The organism is Mycobacterium noviomagense (assembly GCF_010731635.1).
Classification (GTDB): domain Bacteria; phylum Actinomycetota; class Actinomycetes; order Mycobacteriales; family Mycobacteriaceae; genus Mycobacterium; species Mycobacterium noviomagense.
Map to the genome: position 1 here is coordinate 362946 of NZ_AP022583.1, position 19046 is coordinate 381991.

The following is a 19046-nucleotide window of genomic DNA, read 5'->3' on the forward strand; positions in this document are numbered from 1 at the left end:
GTCATCGCTCCTGTCGTTCCCCGAAGAAGAATGCCTGCGCGTTGTTGTACAGATAGTTGTCGAGCACCTCGGGCGGGACGTCGAGCGCGAGCGCTTCGGGCACGACCCGGCGCATGCGCAATACCGGCCAGTCCGACGCGTAGATCACTTTGTCGGGTCCGCGTGTTCGCATGTAGTGCAGCAGGCTTTCCGGTAGGCGCTTGGGCGACCAGGCCGACGTCATCAGGCGAAGGTTCCGGTACTTGATCAGTAGCCGGATCGCAACGTCCCACCATGGGTCGGCTCCGTGGATCATGCACAACCGCAGTTCGGGAAAGCGGACGCACACTCGGTCCAGATGCATGGGATGCTGCACGTCGCCGGGGATGGGCGGGCCGGGGATACCGGTGTTAATGCACAACGGCAGGTCGAGTTCGGCGCACTTGGCGTAGAGCGGGTAGTAGACGGCGTCGCTGGGCGGGTACTGCCCGTCGCCCCAGAAGCTCGGCCCGACCACGGCGTAGGCGACCGGGAGACCTTTGACGACCGCGGTCAGTTCTCGCAGCGGCTGTACCGGTCGCAGCAGGTTGACTCCGCCCATCGCCAGTGCGAACCGTTCCGGTTCGGCCGCAACGAATTTGCGTGCGGTTGTCGACGGATTGGCGAGTGAGTCCATCAGGATCGCCTTCTGTACGCCCTGCTCGTCCATTTCGTCGAGCAGTTCGGCCAGCTCGACCGGCTCGAACATCGACTTCGGACCCTTGAAGTAGTCGTCTCGGACCTTGAGCATCCAGCTCGGCTGCTTTTCGGATTCCCCGAAATGCACGTTGACCAGACAGTCGATCGCCTTGTGCGTCATGGTGCACCTTGCAGAATGGTCTGTTTCGCCACTTGCTTGGCCCATCGGTAGTTGGGCTTGCCGTTGCCGAGGCGCTGGATCTCGTCAACGACGATGAACGCCTTGGGCGCTTTGAAATTCGCCAATTGCGCGGTGCAGAAGCTAGACAGTGCCTGCTGACTGAGGTCACCGTCTGAGCCAGGGCGTGTCGCGATCAGCGCGACGACTTCTTCGCCCCACCGCTCGCTCGGGCGCCCGACCACCAATGCATCGGCGATGCCCGGGTGTGCCCGCAGCACTTCCTCGACCTCTTCGACGAAAACCTTTTCGCCTCCTGTGTTCACGACCAACGAATCACGACCGAATAATCGGATGGTGCCGTCTTTCTCGATGGTTGCCCGGTCCCCCGATATCACGACACGCTGGCCTTCGACCTCCGGGAATGTGCGCTCGGTTGCTTCGGCATCGTCGAAGTAGCCAAGTGGGATCCGCCCGGTCCTCGCTGCCCACCCGACCTCTGGGTCACCGGGCAGCAGGAACCGGCTGAGATCCGCGGATACCACCGCTCCCCCAGTCCTGAGTTCGAAAGTGCTGCTCTCGCTTCCGCCCTTACTGTGCCCGAACCCCAAGTTTCCGGTTTCCGACGATCCGTAGCCGTCGATGACTGTGACGTGCGGCAGGTGCTCCATCAGCGCTTGCTTGTACTTCGAGTTGGTTGCCGCCCCTCCGGTGCCGATGGCGTAAAGCGACGACAAGTCATGCGAGCCACGCTTGAGTTCGGCGACGAGCGGGCCGGCGTAGGCGTCGCCGACCATCGTGATCATGCCCACTTTTTCGCGTTCCGCGGTTTGCCACACCACGCGGGGATCCAGCTTGGTGCGGTTGTCGTACAGAATGACGCCCAGTCCGTTGAAGATCGCCGAGAACGCGGTCCACATTCCTGCCGCATGCATCAGCGGTGACACGGCGAACCACGGCTGCCCGCCGGTGCGCACCTTCGCGTGGATCTCCTCCACGCTCGCGTGATCGGCTCCGGTCATCGACGCGACGTACATGTCGCTTTGGCGCCACAACACTCCTTTCGGGCGTCCGGTCGTGCCGCCGGTACACATCATGATCAGATCGTCAGGCGAGCCGATGGTCGGGTCAGCGCTCGCGGTTGCCAAGGCCTTATCCAGCGAAATAGCCTCTGGCAGTTGCGAAACGGTGCTCCCGTCCTCGATCGACACCAGTAGATCGGCGCCGGCAGGCAACACTTCGGCGAACCGTGCGCCGAGCGAGCGATGGTAGACGATGCCTCGCGGTCGCACGTATTCGAGCAGCTCGCGGATCTCACGCGGTGAGTAGTAGTGGTTGACATTGACGGGAACGGCGCGTGCTTTGAGACAGCCGATCACCATGTCGGGGTACAGATCGTTGTACATGATCAGCGCTACCCGATCCTGGCCGCACTCCCAACGGTTGAGCATCTCTCGCGGGCGATGCACACCAAAGCCGTTGCTCGTTAAGAAGTTTGCGAATCGCGTAGTGCGCAGCGCCGACTCGCCGAAACTACTTCGCCGATTAGCGCACACCGTCATCAGGCGGTCTGGAATGACATCTGCGATGGCATCCAGCACCGCGCCGATCGTCCACTCGGGCATGACGCTACGCCGCCGACGCCACCTTGACGCCAAGAAGATCTAACGCGTTGTCTCGCATAACTTTTTGAATGTCATCCTCGCTGAACCCGACTAGTTCTTCTGTAAACGACACGGGGTCTGCGAGGCCTTCGCCGTGCGGCCAGTCCGAGCCGAACAGTATTTTGTCCACACCGATAACATCGGCCAAGGCTGCCAAGTCATCCTCGTAATATGGAGCGATCCAGACGTGGTTGCGCAGCTGCTCCACCGGATCTTCGGGGAACAGGCGCGGATGATTGTTTGCGGCCTTCTTCAGCCGCTTGATCAGCCGGTACACGAAATACGAGCCGTTCTCGATGCTCACCACCTTCAGTCGTGGATGGCGGGTGAACACACCGTGCGCAATCATCGAGGCCATCGTGTCGTGAATTGCTCGGTCGTCGACGAGTATCTGGTCCAACGGATCAGGCTTCGAAGCGAACGGCTCGAACGTGGATTTCCCACCCCACATCGCGGCCACCTGTAGATAGCCGCTGTCGCTCAAGTGGAAACCGACCGGAACCCCTGCCTCTGCCAGCCTCGCCCAAACCGCGTCATGGATGGGATCCCCGAGCGACCGCGGCTTGACCACACCGGGTACCGGTGCCGGCCGCACCAGTACCAGCTTCGCGCCCCGCGCCAACACAAACTCGACCTCTTCACGGGCCTTGTCCGGGTCGGCCAGCGAGATGATCGGCGCCGCGACGATCCGGTGGTCGGGCCGGTCGAAGCCCCAGTCCTCGTCGAGCCACACGTTGAACGCGTGGACCGACGCCATGGTCGCCTCGATGTCGTTCTTGAGCGCTTCTTCGACGCCGCAGGCGAATGTCGGCAGCATGAACACGGTCTCGATGCCCTGGGTGTCCATCACCGTGATGCGGGCTTCGCGGTTTTGGTACTCGGGGTGATCCGCCAGCCGCTCGACCTTCATCAGCGAGGCCGGGTCGACGCCCTCTGGTACCTCGCCACGGAACAGCAGATCCAGGCAGCCCGGGGCGATGATCGGGTCGAACGTCGGGTTGGCGATGAAGCGGTTGACCCGCTCTCCGATGACGGCATAGGTGTGCTTGCCGTCGGTGAGCATCTGAACGCCGCGGCGCTTGAACTTCTTGTCCAAGTGGCGGGTAAAGGCGTCCAGCGGCTCGTAGTAATGGTTGTCCACGTCAATCGGCTTGTAGCCCAAGCTAGTCATGGTCATCCTCTCGGTAGCGCACGCTATCGGCCTCATTACTCGGATGAGGCCAGTCCCGGGAAATTGGGCGCTCGTTTTTCGAAGAAGCTCGTAATGCCCTCGATGACGTCGGGCCGCAACAGCGACGCATGGAGCAAGGCCTCGGCACGTGCGGTCGCGTCGTCGACGTCTCGACTGGCATCGCCATAGGCTTGCCGCTTGATGACGGCCATCGAAGCCGGCGAGCAATTGCGGGCGATGTCCTCGGCGTAGTCCAGAACACGCGTCATCAATTGGTCGGGGGCGACAACCTCCTTGACCAAACCGAGCTCGACCGCCTCGTCTGCGAGGAAGGTGCGGCCGCTCAGTAGCAAATCGAGTGCAACTCCCCAGCCGGTTAAGCGCGGCAGGATCCACGAGATGCCGTACTCCGCAATCAGGCCTCGGCGCGCGAATGATGCGGCGAATTTTGCACCGGCAGCGGCGAACCGCACATCACACATCAGCGCCAGCGTGAGGCCGATTCCCACACAGGAACCATTGACGGCGGCGATAACCGGTTTGCGCAAAGTAGTCAGGAAATGCGGTTGCCGTTCGCCGACCAACTCGCTCAAGGCCCGCTCGTCAGTGTTCTCCAGCGACTTGCCTACCGATTCCATCGAGCCCAGCTGGGCACCCGCGCAGAACGCCTTGCCGCTCCCAGTCACGACGATCACCCGGACAGCCGGATCGTCATCGGCACGCTCGAGGCTCGAGTAGAAGGCACCGGCAATGTCGCCGCCCCACGTGTTGAGCCGCTCCGGCCGGTTCAGCGTGAGCACCGCAACACCGCTGTCCGTTGGTTCGTAGCGCACCGCGTCGTCCTGACCGGCGGAGGCGTCGGCCGCAGCAGCGACGTCGTCGGCGGTGCTCATCAGAGCGTCTCCTCAATCCCGGGCCGCTGGCTCCAGCGTCTTTGTACCCATACTGTATACCTATCGGTACAGCATTCCGCAACTGCCGGAACCCGTACGACCAGGGTAAAACCCGCGGCTGTTGGCCTGTCGTCTACGGCGCGATGAGACCGCGGCGACGATAGGCATTCTGGATCTGTTCTTTAGCCGCCGCAGGCAATTCCGCTTGCGGCGGCCGGGAATGCGGATAGTCCCCCACCGGCAGGCCAAGAAGCGACGCCGCGTACTTGAAGGCACCGCCCCAATGGGTGAAGTAATCGGATCGTCCGGGATAGCAGGTGAACCACGAGCCGAGGTCTATGTCGAACTGGTCCAGACCTGAATCCCGGCCGTAATCCATCGCCTCGACGAGCTTGTCGTTGACGATCAGGTCCCAGTACTCGGTAAGCAACCGCCGGTCGGGAGTTTCGAACAAGTAGCCAGCGGTGCCTAACTGTGCGGGGCAGACGATTCCGGCGCGGAGCCATCCCGCGCGATACACCGTTTTGTCGCATTCCCAGATCACCAGGCCAGGTGCCATCTCATGCAGCAGCCGGCTGGCGGCGGGCCGGAAGGCGCCCTCCTTGGTGGCGCAGACCGCCGGCACCTCGTGGTAGATCTGCGCGCTCTCGGCGGGCGTCAACACGTAGCCCGACGACGGTGAATTGAACATGCCCAGCGCGATGTCCGTACGGTCGGCGATGTAGCGGAAGAACCGCAGCACGCCTTCGCCGCCATGCACTTCCATCATCGGGGTCTGGATGTAGGCGATATCGGCGCCCAACTGCTGTGCGTGCAGTGTCAGATCCAGACAGTCTTTAGCCGACATCGCTGCGGTGCAGGCCTGCACGACGACGTCGGGGTTGATGCTGCGGGCTTCTTCGATTGCCACTTCCAGCAACTGCTTTCGCTCTGCGAGTGTCAACGACCAGAACTCGGCGATGCCGCTGGTGCACCACAACATCGGGTGCCCCAGGTCACCGACGCAGTAGCGCACCAGCGTCCGGTAGGCCGCCCAGTCGATGTCGTCGCCGTCGATGCCACAAAACGGGGTGTACAGGGAGTCGCCGATTCCCCGTAGAGCGCTGCGGGCCCAGGCTCGCGCCTCGCCAGCCGTTGCCATCACGCCTCCTGTTAGGTGAAGTCGGAACCACCGTCGACGTTCACGTTGGCTCCGGTCATGTAGGAATTCCGCCGCGACGCCAAAAACGCCACCACAGGCCCGATTTCGTCCGGTAGGCCGGCGCGTGGCAGGTGGGCTGGATGCCCGAAGTGCTTGGCGATGGCGTCCATCAACTGGTATGGGTCGTCGCCGTCGACTCCGACCGACTTCGCCCAACCGACCAGCGATTCGGATGCGATGCTGCCAGGAGAGACGACGTTGACCAGGATCTCGTCCTTTGCCAGGAGCAACGACAAGTTCTTGGAGATGCTTGTCAACGCTGCTTTGGCGGCGGTGTAGGCGGGCAGCACGACACTTTGCCGCTGGGTTGAGTGTGCCGAGAAGTTGACGATCCGCGCCCACTCGGCCTTGCGCAGCAGCGGAAGTGCCGAACGAACGCAGTGCACCATCCCCATCACGCCGTCGTCGAAAGCCTGGCGCCACTGCTCGTCGGTCAGGTCCTCGAAGCTGCCGACCGTACCCGGACCGACCGCGTTGACGAGCACGTTTAGTTCGCCGCTCCACCGCTCGCCGAGTTCGGCGAACACCTTGTCGACCTGTGCGGTGTCACGGACGTCGGCGACCATGCCGAGCGCATCCGGGCTGCCCTGCTGACGTAGCTCTTCGGCCGCCCGATCCAGGTCGGCCCGCGATCGAGCGACGACCGCCACCCGGGCACCATCGGATGCCAGGCACCGCGCAGTGGCCACCCCCATCCCGCGAGCCCCGCCGACCACCACCGCGGTCGCGTCTTTCAGCCCTAAATCCATCGGTATGCCTGCTCGCCGTTCACTGCTGCCGCAGCTACCAAAAAGCCTACGATAGGCATTACAGTAGCAGAGGGAAGCGCCGACATACCCGCGTAGCCGCAGTTCAGGCACAACTACCGGTAGATTCGGGTTACGCCGGCTCGCAGCGCGGACTGCACAAGCGTATGAACTTGATGGAGGTGCCCGCAGTGGCAAAGCAAGCTACCGCCGACAAGCGTCAACGACGCGAACGCGGATCCATCAATCCCGACGACATCATCAACGGCGCTTTCGAACTCGCAGAGCAGGTATCGATCGACAACCTCAGCATGCCGCTGCTCGGAAAGCATCTGGGGGTCGGCGTCACAAGCATCTACTGGTATTTCCGCAAGAAGGACGACCTGCTCAACGCGATGACCGACCGCGCCTTGCGGAAGTACGTGTTCGACACCCCCTATGTGGAAGCAAGCGACTGGCGCGAGACATTGCGGAACCACGCTCGCTCGATGCGGAAGACGTTCATCGGCAACCCGATATTGTGCGACCTGATTTTGATCCGGTCCGCGCTCAGCCCCAGGGCAGCCCGCCTGGGGGTTCAAGAGATCGAGAAGGCTATCGCCGGTCTGGTTGAGGCGGGCTTGTCGCCCGAAGAGGCCTTCGACACCTACTCCGCGGTGTCGGTGCATGTGCGCGGATCAGTGGTTCTGCATCGGTTGCACCAAAAGAACCGGGAGAGCGAGAACGGGGCACGCACCATCGAGGATGCCATGGTCATGGATCCCGAAACCACACCGCTGCTCGCTCAGATGACTGCGAAAGGCCACCACATCGGCGCCGCCGACGAGAACAACTTCGAATACGGCCTTGAGTGCATCCTCGACCACGCGGCCAGGACAATCGAGCAGGGCGCGAAGTCGTCAGCCCGTTCACGGAAGACGACGAAATCGGTTGACCGGCAGCGCAAGCCCGCGACTCCGCGAGGGCGGACCAGAGCGTCGCGGTAACAACGTGCCACAACCGCTCACGGCGCTTCGGGTTCTGGCACGTGGAAGTGTTCGTCGCGCAGGCGGAACGCCTCCTTCGTACCGTGTTGTGCTCGTGTCTTCACAAAGTTGAATTCTCCGGGCGCGAATTGCAGATTCGTCCCGAACGCGTGGAACAGGTAGCTTGCCACTTCCTCTGCCTGGTAGGCCTGGGTCTGTTCGACCAGTCGGAACGCCTCCTTGGCGATCACGACGCCGTCGGCCGGCATTTTCGCCGCCTTCTCCGCCCAGTACCATGCGCGCGCCGACACCATGCCGGGATCACATGTGTCGGTGAAGATTCCCAGATGCTCGACCGTGCCGGCGTCGATGATGTCGCCGGTCAACAGCAGGCGCCGCGCCAGAACCGGTCCCAGTCGGTGGAAAAACATGTGCAAGCTGCCCAGCGCGGGACCGAGGAAACGCGTTGCGGGCATGCCGATCTTGGTGTCGCGGGCGATTACGGAAATGTCGGTCATCAGCGCCAGCTCGAACCCGCCGCCTAAGGCATAACCATTGATCTCGCCCACGGTGACTTTCGGGAAACCCATGAAGTTGTGGTAGAAACCGAACGACTTGCGATCTACGGTGAGCCGACGTCGTTGGCTGGACCGGCTTTTGGTGGACTTGTCGCCGCCGTCCGAGCCGTACCAGCCGTAGGCGTTGTTCATGTCGGCGCCGGTGCTGAAAACTCCGCCCGCTCCGCGCAGCAGCACTACGGTGATGTCGTCGTCTTCGGCCACGCGATCCAGGTAGCGCGCGATGGCGTCACGCATTGAAGCGTCGTAAGAGTTGCGGTGCTTCAGGTTGTTCAATGTGATTGTGGCGATTCGTTTGTCGGTGTCGACGTCGAAAAGCACGCGATCGTCCGATGCTGTCATGTATCGGACTCCTTCCTGCTCAGTGGTCGCCCGTTGTGATGCAGGCCGAAGTCCACGGCTGCGTTCGACATCAGCTTGGCCTCGATGGTCTTGTCGGCGCCGAACGCGAGCGTATTGTGACGCGCCGCGGCAAGGTGATCCTGCGCTACCTTCACTGCTCGTGCGGTGTTGCCGTCACAGATAGCGTCGAGCAGTCGCTGATGATCACGCAGTGCGGCTTGCCTGGTCTTGCGGCCCATCGGTGCCGGATCACCCTCACCGTTCCACACGGACGACTCATGGGCCGACCAGATCAGCTCCAGCGAACCGATCAGCAGGATCATTGGTTCGTTGCCGCACCTCGACACCAGCGTTTCGTGGAAGCGCCGGGCATTGGGCACGTACTGTGACACATCGTCGAATTGCTTTAACTGACCGTCGATTTCAGCCTGCAGGTACGGCACCACTTCCGTCATCCGGTCTTCGCGTGCGGCGCACATCCCCGCGCAAATGGGCTCTAAGCGCATCAGGGCCTCGCTGACGTCGGCCGGCGTCGCCGCGCGCGCCTGCAGCACCATGCTGATCATTTGGGCGGTGCGTTCGGCGGTTGGCAGGTGGACGACCGCTCCGCCCACGTTTCCGCGACGAACCGAAATCAGCCCGTCCGTCTCGAGAATGTGGATCGCCTCTCGCACCGCGGGAGGACTTACGCCGAATTCTGCGAACAGGGTTTCCTGCGACGGCAGGATGTCACCTTCCTTGAGCCGACCGGACAAGATTTCGTCCCGCAGCCGCGACGCCACGATTTCGGCCACCCGCGGCTGACGAATGCGCTGACCGACCACGTCAGCTCTTCTCGGGTCGCCGCTTGCCGAATCGGGATCCGGCCAGCTTGTCGGGGGACATCGCCAACGTGTTGCTCTTCCCGATGGACAGCAGTTCGCCGTCGTGCAGTAGCCGCGCCGTCGATTCGATCCCCCCGTCGACCTCGGTGCGCGCGATGTCGAACTGCAACTCAGTGAGGATCGGGGTCGGCCTGCGAAATGTCAGCTGCAGTGAACGGGTCTTGCCCGACAGCATTGCGGCACAGTTGTGTTGTTGGATGACACAGTCGAAGAAGACTCCCAGAAACCCGCCGTGGACCAGCCCCGGCGGCCCCTCGTAGACCAGCGGAAAGGTCACCCGCCCGCGTGCCCTCTCGGCGTCGAGGTGATCGAAAAGGTATTCCGGAAAGCACGGATTGAAGGCGCCGATGTCGGCCGCGTGATCCAGATAAACCCGGCGCACGCCATTGTCATCGGGACCGATACGCGGTGCGTTGTCCGGTGGAGCCGCCGCGGCGAGTTCGCGTTCCCATTCGGCGAATTTGGTGAGCATGACGTCGACGGTGGGGTGGGGATGTTCCAACGAGAGCAGCAGTGAGCTGATGCGCCGGATGGCGCGGGCAGCGGCGACCGTCTGGGCCAGCGGCTGTTCGCCGAATCGCGCGGCTCCCGAATCCGGTCCCCCGTCAGTGCTCGTCGCGGGTATCTCCTCGGGCATGGTCCTCTTTCGTGGCCGGCTGTTCCCTCATCGGCCTTTCCTTGCTAACTTATACAGCGTAGCAATCGTAGCCGCTACTGTATGGGTAACGGTAGAGGCGGAGAAGGGCGGAATCAACGGTGAGCCAAAACCTGGACTCCGCCGCGACTGAGGGTTCGGTGACAGCACGCCGGGACGGCGAAGTCCTACGGCTCACGCTCAACCGGCCCGACCAGCGTAATGCGTTGAGCCATGCCATGATCGAGTCGTTCATCGACGCGTTGACCGATGCTGTGGTAGACGACTCGCTTCGCGCCGTCCACATCGCCGGTGCGGGAAGCGATTTTTGCGCGGGTGCTGACTGGGTGGCCGCCAACAGCGGTACTGGGGAGCGTCCACGCGCCGGGGCGCTGGTGCGTCGAACTCCGTACCTGGCGCATCGCCTGATCGAATTGGTCCACACGATCCAGCTGCCGGTGGTGTGCAGCGTGCAGGGCTGGGCGGTCGGACTGGGGTGCAATCTGGCACTCGCCGCAGATTTCACCGTGGCCAGTGCCGACGCCACGTTCTGGGAACCGTTTGTAACGCGTGGTTTCACTCCCGACTCGGGCGCCAGCTGGCTGCTTCCGCGACTAATCGGCTTGACACGGGCCAAGGAAATGCTGCTGCTAGGAGAGAAAGTGAGCAGCACCGAAGCCGCGGAGTGGGGGTTGATCCACCGCGCCGTGGACCGCCGCGAACTCGACTCCGCCAGCGAGCACTTGCTGACCCGACTAGCCGGCGGTCCTACGGTGGCGATCGGCCTGGCCAAGCAGGCCATCCACTACGCCGCCCAGGCGACGTTGACGGAGGCCATGACACAGGAACTGTTCAGTTTGGAACTATCTTGCCGGACAGTTGATTTCAAGGAAGGACTGGCGGCATTCCAGGAAAGACGTACGCCGAAGTTTCGTGGCCGGTGACCTGTGCCAGCCGATGAAGGGAAGCACTCCATGTCGTTCGACACGATCAAATACGACGTCGACGGGCACACTGCCACGATCACGCTGAACCGCTCGGATGCCCTCAACGCGCTCAGCCCGCACATGATTGCGGAGTTGCGGGCCGCCTACGACGAGGCCGAAAACGACGAGCGCGTATGGCTGCTTATCGTCACCGGCACCGGTCGCGCGTTTTGCACCGGTGCCGACGTCAAGGCGATCCCAGCCGACGGCAAGGTGATTTACGAACGCCCGTTTCTGTCCACGTACGAGCAGTGGGAGGCGCCGCAGGAAGGAACCCCGCCGTTTCGGCGGATGGCCAAACCGGTGTTGGCGGCCATCAACGGTTTGTGTTGTGGTGCGGGCTTGGACTGGGTCACCACCGGAGACATCGTCATCGCTTCGGAGAAGGCGACGTTTTTCGATCCGCATGTCAGCATCGGACTGGTGGCCGGGCGTGAGGTGGTGCGCTTAGCCCGGGTGCTGCCCCGCTCGATCGCATTGCGGATGGCGTTGATGGGCAAGCATGAACGGATGAGTGTGCAGCGGGCCTACGAGCTGGGCCTGATCAGCGAAATCGTCCAGCACGACCGGCTTCTCGAACGAGCTCACGAGATCGCCGACATCGTCAACTCCAATGCGCCGCTAGCTGTGCGCGGCACCCGGCTGGCTATTCTCAAGGGCCTGGACCTGCCATTGCACGAAGCCGAGATGCTCGCCGAAGCGTTTCGGGAACGCAACTTGCACACCGAGGATTCCCTCGAAGGCCCCAAGGCTTTCATGGAAAAGCGGGCACCGAATTGGCAATGCCGATGAGCTTCCACACCATTGTGCTCGAGGTGAACGCCGACGACCGTGTCGCGACGATCACGTTGAACCGCCCGGAGCAACTCAATGCGTTCAACCGCACCATGTGCGAGGAGATGCGCGAGGCCTGGCACGCCGTCAAGCTCGACGAGTCCGTCAACGCTGTCGTTTTGCGCGCAGCGGGTACTCGGGCGTTCAGCGCCGGCCTCGACATCACGACGCCGTACGGCCAGCCGGAAAATGTTTGGAATCATGAAGATCCGGGTGAGGCGCTGAGCCCTAAGTGGCAGAAGATGTGGAAACCGGTGGTGTGCGCGGTTCAAGGAATGTGCACTGCCGGCGCATTCTACTTTCTCAACGAGTCCGACATCGTCATCTGCTCGAGCGACGCAACGTTTTTCGACTCACATGTCTCGGCGGGCCTGGTGTGCGCGTTGGAGCCGATCGGGCTGATGCGCCGCATTGGGCTGGGTGAGACGCTGCGGATAGCGCTGATGGGCAACGACGAACGCGTCGGCGCGGACACTGCGCTGAGAATCGGGTTGGTGTCGGAAGTGTTACCGGCCGAACGGCTGTGGGAGCGAGCGTATGAGATCGCTGCAACCATCGCCAGAAAGCCGCCGTCGGCAGCCCAGGGCACGGTAAGGGCGATTTGGGAGTCACTGGACAAGCCCTATAGGGCGGCGATGGAGCAAGGCTTGATCTACACACGGCTGGGGAATCCCATCGGGACAGCTGAGCTGGCTGCCAAAGCTGGGGGCGCCAGGGTCCCGCCGAAGGTCCGCTGATGCCACATCCGCTCAGCCGTCGCATCACCGATGTGCTGAATCTGCAGCCCGACGCCCACGCCATCGAATACGGCGGCCACTGGTTTTCGTGGGGGCACGTGGGCGACATGGCTTCCAAGATCGGTCCATTGGTTGCGACGCATGCCGGTACCCCCCGAGTCGGAATACTCCTGCGCAACCGGCCCGCGCACGTTGCCGCCTTCTTGGGTGTGTTGCAAAGCGGCGGGTGCGTCGTCGTGCTCAACCCCTCCCGCGGCGACGATCGCACCCGAGCCGACATCGGCTCGCTGCAGCTGCCTATGGTGATCGGTGAGCCCGACGATGTGGCGACGCTGGTGCCAGCGGGCACAACGACCGTCTCGATTTCGGGACTCGACAGCGAGCCGGAGATGAGAGCCGTTGACTCCCGGGCTGATGCCAGTCGGGCCGGTGTCGCGGTATGGATGTTGACCAGCGGAACCACCGGCCCACCGAAACGCGTCGAGCTCACCTACGACATGCTGGCATGCAGCGTGATGGGCCGCGAACCTGAGCGGTCACCGGCACCCACAGAAATCCGGCGCGGCGTCGCGATCGTCAACTCTCCGCTGGTTCATATCGGCGGCGTGTTCCGGGTGCTGCAGTGTGTCGTCGACGCGCGACCGTTTGTGCTGCTGGAGCGATTCGAGCTTGCCGCCTGGGCGGATGCGGTGCGCAAGTATCGCCCCCGCACTGTGTCGTTGGTGCCGGCCGCACTGCGCATGGTCTTGCACTCCGACTTGCGCCGCAAGGACCTGGAGAGCATCCGCACTGTGACGTCGGGCACCGCGCCGCTGTCTGCTGAGGATGCCGACGCCTTCACCGAGAAATACGGCATTCCTGTGCTGACTTCCTATGCCGCAACCGAATTCGGTGGTGGTGTGGCGGGCTGGACCCTGGGCGACTACCAGAAGTACTGGAGCGCCAAGCGGGGCAGCGTGGGCCGCGCGAGCCTCGGAGCCCAGCTGCGGGTGGTCGACGATGACGGCACTGTGCTGCCCCCGAACCAAGTTGGCCTACTCGAGGTCAAGCCCGGACAACTCGGCTCGTCTGCGGAGTGGATGCGCACCACCGACATGGCTCGCATCGACGAAGACGGGTTCCTGTGGATCCTCGGGCGCGCAGATCAGGCGATCATCCGCGGCGGCTTCAAGGTGATGCCCGACGATGTGCGCACGGCACTGGAGCGCCACCCGGCGGTAGCCGGCGCCGCGGTGGTCGGTCGCCGTGACGAGCTGCTCGGCGAGACGCCCGTCGCGATGGTCGAACTGCGAGAAGCCGAATCCGTCGATGCTGCCGAGTTGATCGACTATTTGCGAAACCTATTGGCACGCTATGAAGTTCCTACCGACATCGCGCTCGTCGACGCGATTCCGCGGACGCCTTCCGGTAAGCCCGACTTGAGCGCGGTTCGGCGGTTCTTCGATGAAAGCATTCCGGCCGCCTGCAGCGAACATGCCCAGTGAGTCGCTGACGCTCCCGCAGCTGCTGCGACAGCAAGCCCGCACACGAGCGGACCGCCCGCTGCTGGTCTGTGATAGCGAGCGTATTAGTTACGGTGAAGCAGACCACCGGTCGGCGCAACTTGCCCGCGGGCTGATCGCCCTGGGCGCCGGCAAGGGCACCCATGTCGGCCTGCTCTACCCCAACGGGCCGGCCTTCGTCGTCGGCATGCTCGCAGCGGCGCGCATCGGTGCGGTCGTGGTCCCGTTCACCACGTTCGCCACCACGCGCGAGCTGCGTGAGCAACTTGCCGACAGCGACGTCGAGATTCTGCTGGCCGCGTCGTCATACCGCGGCCACGACTACGTGCGCCGGCTCGGCGAGGTGCTGTCCGATTGCGACCTCCAAAGCGCGGAGCAGTTCTATAGCAGGTCCGCACCTCAATTGCGCCAGCTAGCAATCAGCTACGGTCCGGGCGTCGGCCCGCGTGTCTCCGACATACAGCGGCTCGACCGACTCGCCGACACGGTCGGCGAAGCACTCCTGGCCGCCATGGAACACGACGTCGACGGTTCTGATCCGATGACCGTCATTTACACATCGGGCACCACCAGCACCCCAAAGGGAGTGGTACACACGCACGCCGCATTGCTGGGCCACCAGCGAAACCTCAACGAGATCCGCGGACTACGGGCCGAGGACAAGCTGTTCTGCAATTCGCCGTTTTTCTGGATCGGCGGATTCGGGTTCGCCTTACTCGCCTCCGTGGTCGCCGGCTCGACGCTGCTGTGCTCCAACGCCGTGGATCCGGGCGAGACGCTCGACTTGCTGGAAGCCGAAAAACCCACCATCGCCAACGGATTCACGGCCGGGATCGCGCACTTGGCGCGTCACCCGACTTTCGGTACACGCGATCTGTCATCGATACGGCGGGGTAACCTGTATCCGATCATGGCCGCTGACGTCCGGCCGGCCGATCCGGAGTTGCGGCACAACATGCTCGGATTGACCGAGGCCGGCAGCGTCGTGCTGATCAGTGCCGACGAATCCGACCAGCCCGAGCGCCGCCGGGGTTCGTTCGGGAAGCCGGCACCCGGATTTGACACCAAGATCGTGGACCCAGAGACGGGGGTTATGGTCGAGGTCGGCGAAGTCGGGGAGCTATGCATTCGGGGCCTGTACGTGATGCAGCGCTACTACAAGCACAGTCGCGAAGAGTGTTTCGATCGCGATGGCTGGTTCCACACCGGTGATCTGGTGCGCACCGACCGCGACGGATTCTTCTATTTCGTCGGACGCCGCGATTCGATGATCAAGACCGCGGGCGCCAACGTCTCCCCTGCCGAGGTGGAAAAGGCAATCGCCCGGGTAACCGCTGGAGCCGTGGCGCATGTGATCGGCCTGCCCGATGCCGAACGCGGGCAAGTGGTGGCAGCCGTCATCGCCTTGGAGGAGGAAGGTGCTGCGTTCGACGAAGAGGCGATCCGCGAGAAGTTGAAGACGGAACTGTCGGCCTACAAGATTCCGCGGCGGTTCGCCGCCATCTCGGCTGCCGATATTGCGCTGCTATCCAGCGGCAAAGTCGACTTGCGGCGGCTGAAGCAGGTTTTCGATGCCCGATACCACGATTGACCAAGTGGTGCGGTCGCGCGCGGCGCAGTACGGCGCCAAGCCGATGGCCGTCGACCAGTCCGGTCGGCTCACGTATAGCGACCTTGAAGCCAGCACAAGAGTTTTGGCTGCCATATTCGTCGAGGCCGGCGTCGGAAAGGGAACCCGGGTCGGGCTGATCATGCCCAACGGCGTTCGCTGGGTGCAAACTGCGGTGGCGCTCACCCGCATCGGCGCGGTGTTGGTTCCGCTGAGTACGCTGCTCCAGCCCCGCGAATTGCTCGCCCAGTTGCGGGTTGCGTCGGTGCAGTTTTTGGTAACGGTCGAGAAATTCCGCGGCCATCGCTATCTCGATGACTTTCGGTCGGCCTTGGGATCGGCACAGCTGGGGACCGACGAACTGCTGCAGCATCCCGATGTTCCTGCGCTGCGCTTTATTTGGACAGCCGACCGGCTGGCGGGAGCAGCTGCCAGCGAAGTGGCTACCAGCATAATCGATCCATTAACCCAAACTGTCACGGCCAGCGACCCTTTCGCCATCGTCTTCACGTCCGGCAGCAGTGGACCGCCAAAGGGCGTCCTGCACTCGCACTGCAGCGCGCTGGGTGCGGTGCAGTCAGGTCTGCGTAGCCGCTGCATCGATTCGGAAACCCGCCTGTATCTGCCCATGCCGTTTTTTTGGGTGGGGGGCTTCGGCGGCGGGGTCCTCTCGGCGCTGCTGGCCGGTGCCACGTTGGTGACCGAGGAAATCCCTCGAGCGCAGACCACTTTGCGGTTGTTGGAGCGGGAGCGGGTCACACTGTTTCGCGGCTGGCCCGACCAGGCCGAGGCGTTAGCTCGGCACCACAGCGCGGTCGAGATCGATCTGTCCGCGCTGCGGGCGGGCAGCCTCGACGCGCTACTTCCGGCGGAACAACGCCCTGCGCCGGGAGCACGAGCCAACTTGTTCGGCATGACCGAGTCTTTCGGGCCCTACTGCGGCTACCCTGCCGACACCGACATGCCGCGACCTGCCTGGGGTAGCTGCGGCAAGCCGTTCCCGGGCATGGAGGTACGCATCACGGATCCCGATACTGGCTGTTCGGTTGCTGCGGGAACTGTTGGAATGATTCAGATTCGGGGGCCTCATACTCTGCGCGGGATATGCCGGCGCAGCCGCGAGGAAGTCTTCACCGCGGATGGTTTCTACTCCACCGGCGACCTCGGACACCTCGACCCGGACGGCTTCCTCTTCTATCACGGCAGATCCGACGACATGTTCAAAGTCAGCGGCGCCACCGTCTACCCCAGCGAAGTCGAACAGGCGCTGAAGACGATCGAGGGCGTCGGCAACGCGTTCGTCACCAACGTTGCTGGGGCACAGGGCGATCAGGTGGGTGCTGTGGTCGTGTGCAACACCGCGACCACAACCGTCGAGCAGCTGCGGGAAGCTGCCCGCCGACTGCTCAGCTCCTTCAAGGTGCCAACGCTATGGCTCCTGATGGCCTCCGACGATGATGTCCCGCGCGGGCCGACTGGAAAGGTCGACGTTCGCCGGCTGCGCGAGATGTTGGCCGGCGTCCAAAGGTGACAACAGAGCCCACGGTCAACTTGGGAAGCGCACCCGCCGAAGCGAGTTCGGACGGTCGGCTTCGTCGACCACTCCGTGCTCGATAAGGTGCTCGATCAACGGAACTGCTCCTGCCGCAAGGTGTTCAGACATCGCTTTACGGGCAAGTTTGTCGTCGCGTTTCTCTAGCGCGGCCAGCACCCGGCGATGGTCTTTGATCGACTGGTCCGGCCAGCCGGTGATCGTCGGAAACACCGATTCCGTGGCATAGCGGGTGATCTGGGACATCAACTGGGCAAGCTTGGGTGAATCCGCGGCAACATTGATGGCCCGGTGGAATTCGTGATTGAGACGGACCGCTCGTTCGTTGTCGTTGCTGGCATAAGCAGCTTCCAGCTGCGCTTGGATTTGCTTGAGCTCGCGCAGCCCGTCGTCTTTGATATTGATAGCGGCCCGTGCGGCCAGTTCTCCGCCGACGTGCGCCTGGACGTTCGCCACATCGGTGAGATCTCGACTAGTCACCGGCAATACCACGAACCCGCGGCGCGGCTTCTGAGCCAGCAGACCTTCCGCGCGCAGCTGAAACAAGGCCTCGCGCACGGGCGTCACACTGATTCCCAACTCTGCAGCCAGCTGGTCAAGGCGAACATACTCGCCGGCGGCATAGGTGCCGTCGAAAATCCTGTTACGCACGAAGCGTGCGACGTCTTCCGACAGTTGTGGACGCGCGGCGAAATCCGGAGCGGTCACGGGTCAGATCCGATATTCGGCAAGCAGTCGCTTGCTGATGATGAACTTTTGTATCTCGCTGGTTCCCTCGCCGATGAGCAGGAACGGCGCGTCGCGCATCAGCCGCTCGATCTCATACTCCTTGGAATAGCCGTAGCCGCCGTGGATCCGGAAGCTCTGCTGGGTGATCTCGCTGCACAGTTCGCTGGCCAGGTATTTGGCCATACCGGCAGCGAGGTCGTTGCGCTCGCCGGAGTCTTTCAAGCGGGCAGCATTGACCATCATCAAATGCGCGGCTTCCACTTTGGTTGCCATTTCGGCCAATTGGAAAGCAATGGCCTGGTGTTCGGCGATCGGTTTGCCGAAGGTCTGGCGTTGTTGTGCGTATCGCACCGCGAGTTCGAAGGCCCGGATACCCACACCACAAGCCCGGGCCGCGACATTGACCCGGCCGACTTCGATGCCGTCCATCATCTGGTAGAAGCCTTGTCCGGGTGTACCGCCGAGAACGTCATCGGCGCTTGCCGCATACCCGTCGAAGATCAGTTCAGTCGTGTCGATGCCCTTGTAGCCAAGTTTGTCGATCTTGCCGGGGATCACCAAACCTGGTGCCACTTCGCCGAACCCGGTGGGCTTTTCGATGAGGAAGGCCGTCAGATTGCGGTGCGGCGTCTCGGCTCCCTCATCGGTGCGCACCAACGCGGCAACCAGTGACGAGCTGGCACCGTTGGTCAACCACATCTTCTGCCCGTCGATGGTGTAGGTGCCGTCGGCATTGCGTGCGGCCCGGGTCCGTATCGCCGCGACGTCGGAGCCCAGCTCCGGCTCGGACATCGAAAAAGCCCCGCGCACTTCGCCAGTGGCCATACGAGGCAGTAAGTGCTGTTTCTGCGCGTCCGTTCCGTGCTGGCGCAACATGTACGCGACGATGAAATGGGTGTTGACCACCCCCGAAATGCTCATCCAGCCGCGTGCGAGTTCCTCGACACACAGTGCGTAGGTCAGTAAGGACTCGCCCAGTCCCCCATACTCGGTGGGAATCATCAGCCCGAACAGGCCCATGTCGCGCATCTGGTCGACGATGGCCTGCGGGTAGGTGTCATTGTGTTCGAGTTCCTGCGCGCTCGGAATGACTTCCTTGTCGACGAATTGCCGCACAGTGGCAAGGATTTCGGTCTGGAACTCGGTCAGTTCGAGCGTCTGCGCAAGTCTGGTCATGCTGTTGC

Annotated in this window: 18 protein-coding genes; 7 read left to right on the forward strand and 11 right to left on the reverse strand. The window is 63.0% G+C overall.

Translation table 11 applies throughout. The annotated features are described in order from the left end of the window. Position 1: 1 nt before the first annotated feature. The 6 genes from G6N15_RS01450 to G6N15_RS01475 all read right to left on the reverse strand — a co-directional run bounded on the left by G6N15_RS01450 (position 2) and on the right by G6N15_RS01475 (position 6513). Positions 2-838, reverse strand: coding sequence for an amidohydrolase family protein (locus tag G6N15_RS01450; protein ID WP_083084103.1), 837 nt, complete (start codon positions 836-838; stop codon positions 2-4). After that, positions 835-2460 carry an acyl-CoA synthetase gene (locus tag G6N15_RS01455; protein ID WP_083084101.1) on the reverse strand — a complete coding sequence of 542 codons (1626 nt, stop codon included), beginning with the start codon at positions 2458-2460 and terminating at the stop codon, positions 835-837. Before G6N15_RS01455 ends, G6N15_RS01450 begins: the two co-directional genes overlap by 4 nt. A 4-nt stretch (positions 2461-2464) precedes the next feature. Next, a complete protein-coding gene (locus G6N15_RS01460) occupies positions 2465-3670 on the reverse strand; it encodes an amidohydrolase family protein (protein ID WP_083084551.1) in 1206 nt (401 codons plus the stop codon). A 35-nt stretch (positions 3671-3705) separates the two neighbouring features. Continuing rightward, positions 3706-4563: an enoyl-CoA hydratase gene (locus tag G6N15_RS01465; protein ID WP_083084099.1), complete on the reverse strand. Its 858-nt coding sequence runs from the start codon at positions 4561-4563 to the stop codon at positions 3706-3708. Positions 4564-4696: 133 nt separating this feature from the next. Next, on the reverse strand, positions 4697-5704 hold the full coding sequence (locus G6N15_RS01470; protein ID WP_083084097.1) for a dihydrodipicolinate synthase family protein: 1008 nt from the start codon (positions 5702-5704) through the stop codon (positions 4697-4699). An 11-nt stretch (positions 5705-5715) separates the two neighbouring features. After that, on the reverse strand, positions 5716-6513 hold the full coding sequence (locus tag G6N15_RS01475) for an SDR family NAD(P)-dependent oxidoreductase (RefSeq protein WP_083084095.1): 798 nt from the start codon (positions 6511-6513) through the stop codon (positions 5716-5718). 173 nt (positions 6514-6686) lie between these two features. Here G6N15_RS01475 and G6N15_RS01480 point away from each other — a divergent pair, with 173 nt between their 5' ends. Beyond that, positions 6687-7496 carry a TetR/AcrR family transcriptional regulator C-terminal domain-containing protein gene (locus G6N15_RS01480; protein WP_275998121.1) on the forward strand — a complete coding sequence of 270 codons (810 nt, stop codon included), beginning with the start codon at positions 6687-6689 and terminating at the stop codon, positions 7494-7496. 17 nt (positions 7497-7513) lie between these two features. On the opposite strand, the gene G6N15_RS01485 is transcribed toward G6N15_RS01480, so the two are convergent. The 3 genes from G6N15_RS01485 to G6N15_RS01495 are packed head-to-tail and all read right to left on the reverse strand — an operon-like array spanning position 7514 to position 9916. Continuing rightward, positions 7514-8395, reverse strand: a complete 882-nt coding sequence (locus tag G6N15_RS01485) for an enoyl-CoA hydratase/isomerase family protein (RefSeq protein ID WP_083084093.1) — start codon at positions 8393-8395, stop codon at positions 7514-7516. Further along, a complete protein-coding gene (locus tag G6N15_RS01490; RefSeq protein ID WP_083084090.1) occupies positions 8392-9219 on the reverse strand; it encodes a FadR/GntR family transcriptional regulator in 828 nt (275 codons plus the stop codon). The genes G6N15_RS01485 and G6N15_RS01490 overlap by 4 nt, the downstream gene beginning before the upstream one ends. Position 9220: 1 nt before the next feature. Further along, positions 9221-9916 (reverse strand): hotdog family protein, encoded by a 696-nt coding sequence (locus G6N15_RS01495; RefSeq protein WP_083084088.1) that lies wholly within the window; start codon positions 9914-9916, stop codon positions 9221-9223. Positions 9917-10035: 119 nt separating this feature from the next. Here G6N15_RS01495 and G6N15_RS01500 point away from each other — a divergent pair, with 119 nt between their 5' ends. The 6 genes from G6N15_RS01500 to G6N15_RS01525 are packed head-to-tail and all read left to right on the forward strand — an operon-like array spanning position 10036 to position 17112. After that, complete coding sequence (locus tag G6N15_RS01500) at positions 10036-10857, forward strand: enoyl-CoA hydratase/isomerase family protein (protein WP_083084086.1); 822 nt, start codon at positions 10036-10038, stop codon at positions 10855-10857. 30 nt (positions 10858-10887) lie between these two features. After that, the gene (locus G6N15_RS01505) at positions 10888-11691 is read left to right on the forward strand and encodes an enoyl-CoA hydratase/isomerase family protein (protein WP_083084084.1); all 804 of its coding nucleotides are present in this window, start codon (positions 10888-10890) and stop codon (positions 11689-11691) included. Next, positions 11682-12470 carry an enoyl-CoA hydratase/isomerase family protein gene (locus tag G6N15_RS01510; protein WP_083084081.1) on the forward strand — a complete coding sequence of 263 codons (789 nt, stop codon included), beginning with the start codon at positions 11682-11684 and terminating at the stop codon, positions 12468-12470. The genes G6N15_RS01505 and G6N15_RS01510 overlap by 10 nt, the downstream gene beginning before the upstream one ends. Beyond that, positions 12470-13954 (forward strand): class I adenylate-forming enzyme family protein, encoded by a 1485-nt coding sequence (locus G6N15_RS01515; protein WP_083084079.1) that lies wholly within the window; start codon positions 12470-12472, stop codon positions 13952-13954. The genes G6N15_RS01510 and G6N15_RS01515 overlap by 1 nt, the downstream gene beginning before the upstream one ends. Then, positions 13944-15563 (forward strand): class I adenylate-forming enzyme family protein, encoded by a 1620-nt coding sequence (locus G6N15_RS01520; protein ID WP_083084076.1) that lies wholly within the window; start codon positions 13944-13946, stop codon positions 15561-15563. Before G6N15_RS01515 ends, G6N15_RS01520 begins: the two co-directional genes overlap by 11 nt. Further along, on the forward strand, positions 15544-17112 hold the full coding sequence (locus tag G6N15_RS01525) for a class I adenylate-forming enzyme family protein (RefSeq protein ID WP_083084074.1): 1569 nt from the start codon (positions 15544-15546) through the stop codon (positions 17110-17112). Before G6N15_RS01520 ends, G6N15_RS01525 begins: the two co-directional genes overlap by 20 nt. A 15-nt stretch (positions 17113-17127) precedes the next feature. On the opposite strand, the gene G6N15_RS01530 is transcribed toward G6N15_RS01525, so the two are convergent. After that, on the reverse strand, positions 17128-17841 hold the full coding sequence (locus G6N15_RS01530) for a GntR family transcriptional regulator (RefSeq protein ID WP_083084071.1): 714 nt from the start codon (positions 17839-17841) through the stop codon (positions 17128-17130). A 3-nt stretch (positions 17842-17844) separates the two neighbouring features. Next, positions 17845-19038, reverse strand: a complete 1194-nt coding sequence (locus G6N15_RS01535; RefSeq protein ID WP_083084068.1) for an acyl-CoA dehydrogenase family protein — start codon at positions 19036-19038, stop codon at positions 17845-17847. Between the last annotated feature and the right edge of the window lie 8 nt (positions 19039-19046).

What these genes read in the sequence shown, in the direction of transcription:
- G6N15_RS01455 (WP_083084101.1), bottom strand. Translation starts at nt 2,460, where the DNA reads ATGCCCGAGTGGACGATCGGCGCGGTGCTGGATGCCATCGCAGATGTC.
- G6N15_RS01485 (WP_083084093.1), bottom strand. Translation starts at nt 8,395, where the DNA reads ATGACAGCATCGGACGATCGCGTGCTTTTCGACGTCGACACCGACAAA.
- G6N15_RS01450 (WP_083084103.1), bottom strand. Translation starts at nt 838, where the DNA reads ATGACGCACAAGGCGATCGACTGTCTGGTCAACGTGCATTTCGGGGAA.
- G6N15_RS01525 (WP_083084074.1), top strand. Translation starts at nt 15,544, where the DNA reads ATGCCCGATACCACGATTGACCAAGTGGTGCGGTCGCGCGCGGCGCAG.
- G6N15_RS01480 (WP_275998121.1), top strand. Translation starts at nt 6,687, where the DNA reads ATGGAGGTGCCCGCAGTGGCAAAGCAAGCTACCGCCGACAAGCGTCAA.
- G6N15_RS01505 (WP_083084084.1), top strand. Translation starts at nt 10,888, where the DNA reads ATGTCGTTCGACACGATCAAATACGACGTCGACGGGCACACTGCCACG.
- G6N15_RS01495 (WP_083084088.1), bottom strand. Translation starts at nt 9,916, where the DNA reads ATGCCCGAGGAGATACCCGCGACGAGCACTGACGGGGGACCGGATTCG.
- G6N15_RS01470 (WP_083084097.1), bottom strand. Translation starts at nt 5,704, where the DNA reads ATGGCAACGGCTGGCGAGGCGCGAGCCTGGGCCCGCAGCGCTCTACGG.
- G6N15_RS01465 (WP_083084099.1), bottom strand. Translation starts at nt 4,563, where the DNA reads ATGAGCACCGCCGACGACGTCGCTGCTGCGGCCGACGCCTCCGCCGGT.
- G6N15_RS01475 (WP_083084095.1), bottom strand. Translation starts at nt 6,513, where the DNA reads ATGGATTTAGGGCTGAAAGACGCGACCGCGGTGGTGGTCGGCGGGGCT.
- G6N15_RS01520 (WP_083084076.1), top strand. Translation starts at nt 13,944, where the DNA reads ATGCCCAGTGAGTCGCTGACGCTCCCGCAGCTGCTGCGACAGCAAGCC.
- G6N15_RS01515 (WP_083084079.1), top strand. Translation starts at nt 12,470, where the DNA reads ATGCCACATCCGCTCAGCCGTCGCATCACCGATGTGCTGAATCTGCAG.
- G6N15_RS01535 (WP_083084068.1), bottom strand. Translation starts at nt 19,038, where the DNA reads ATGACCAGACTTGCGCAGACGCTCGAACTGACCGAGTTCCAGACCGAA.
- G6N15_RS01460 (WP_083084551.1), bottom strand. Translation starts at nt 3,670, where the DNA reads ATGACTAGCTTGGGCTACAAGCCGATTGACGTGGACAACCATTACTAC.
- G6N15_RS01510 (WP_083084081.1), top strand. Translation starts at nt 11,682, where the DNA reads ATGCCGATGAGCTTCCACACCATTGTGCTCGAGGTGAACGCCGACGAC.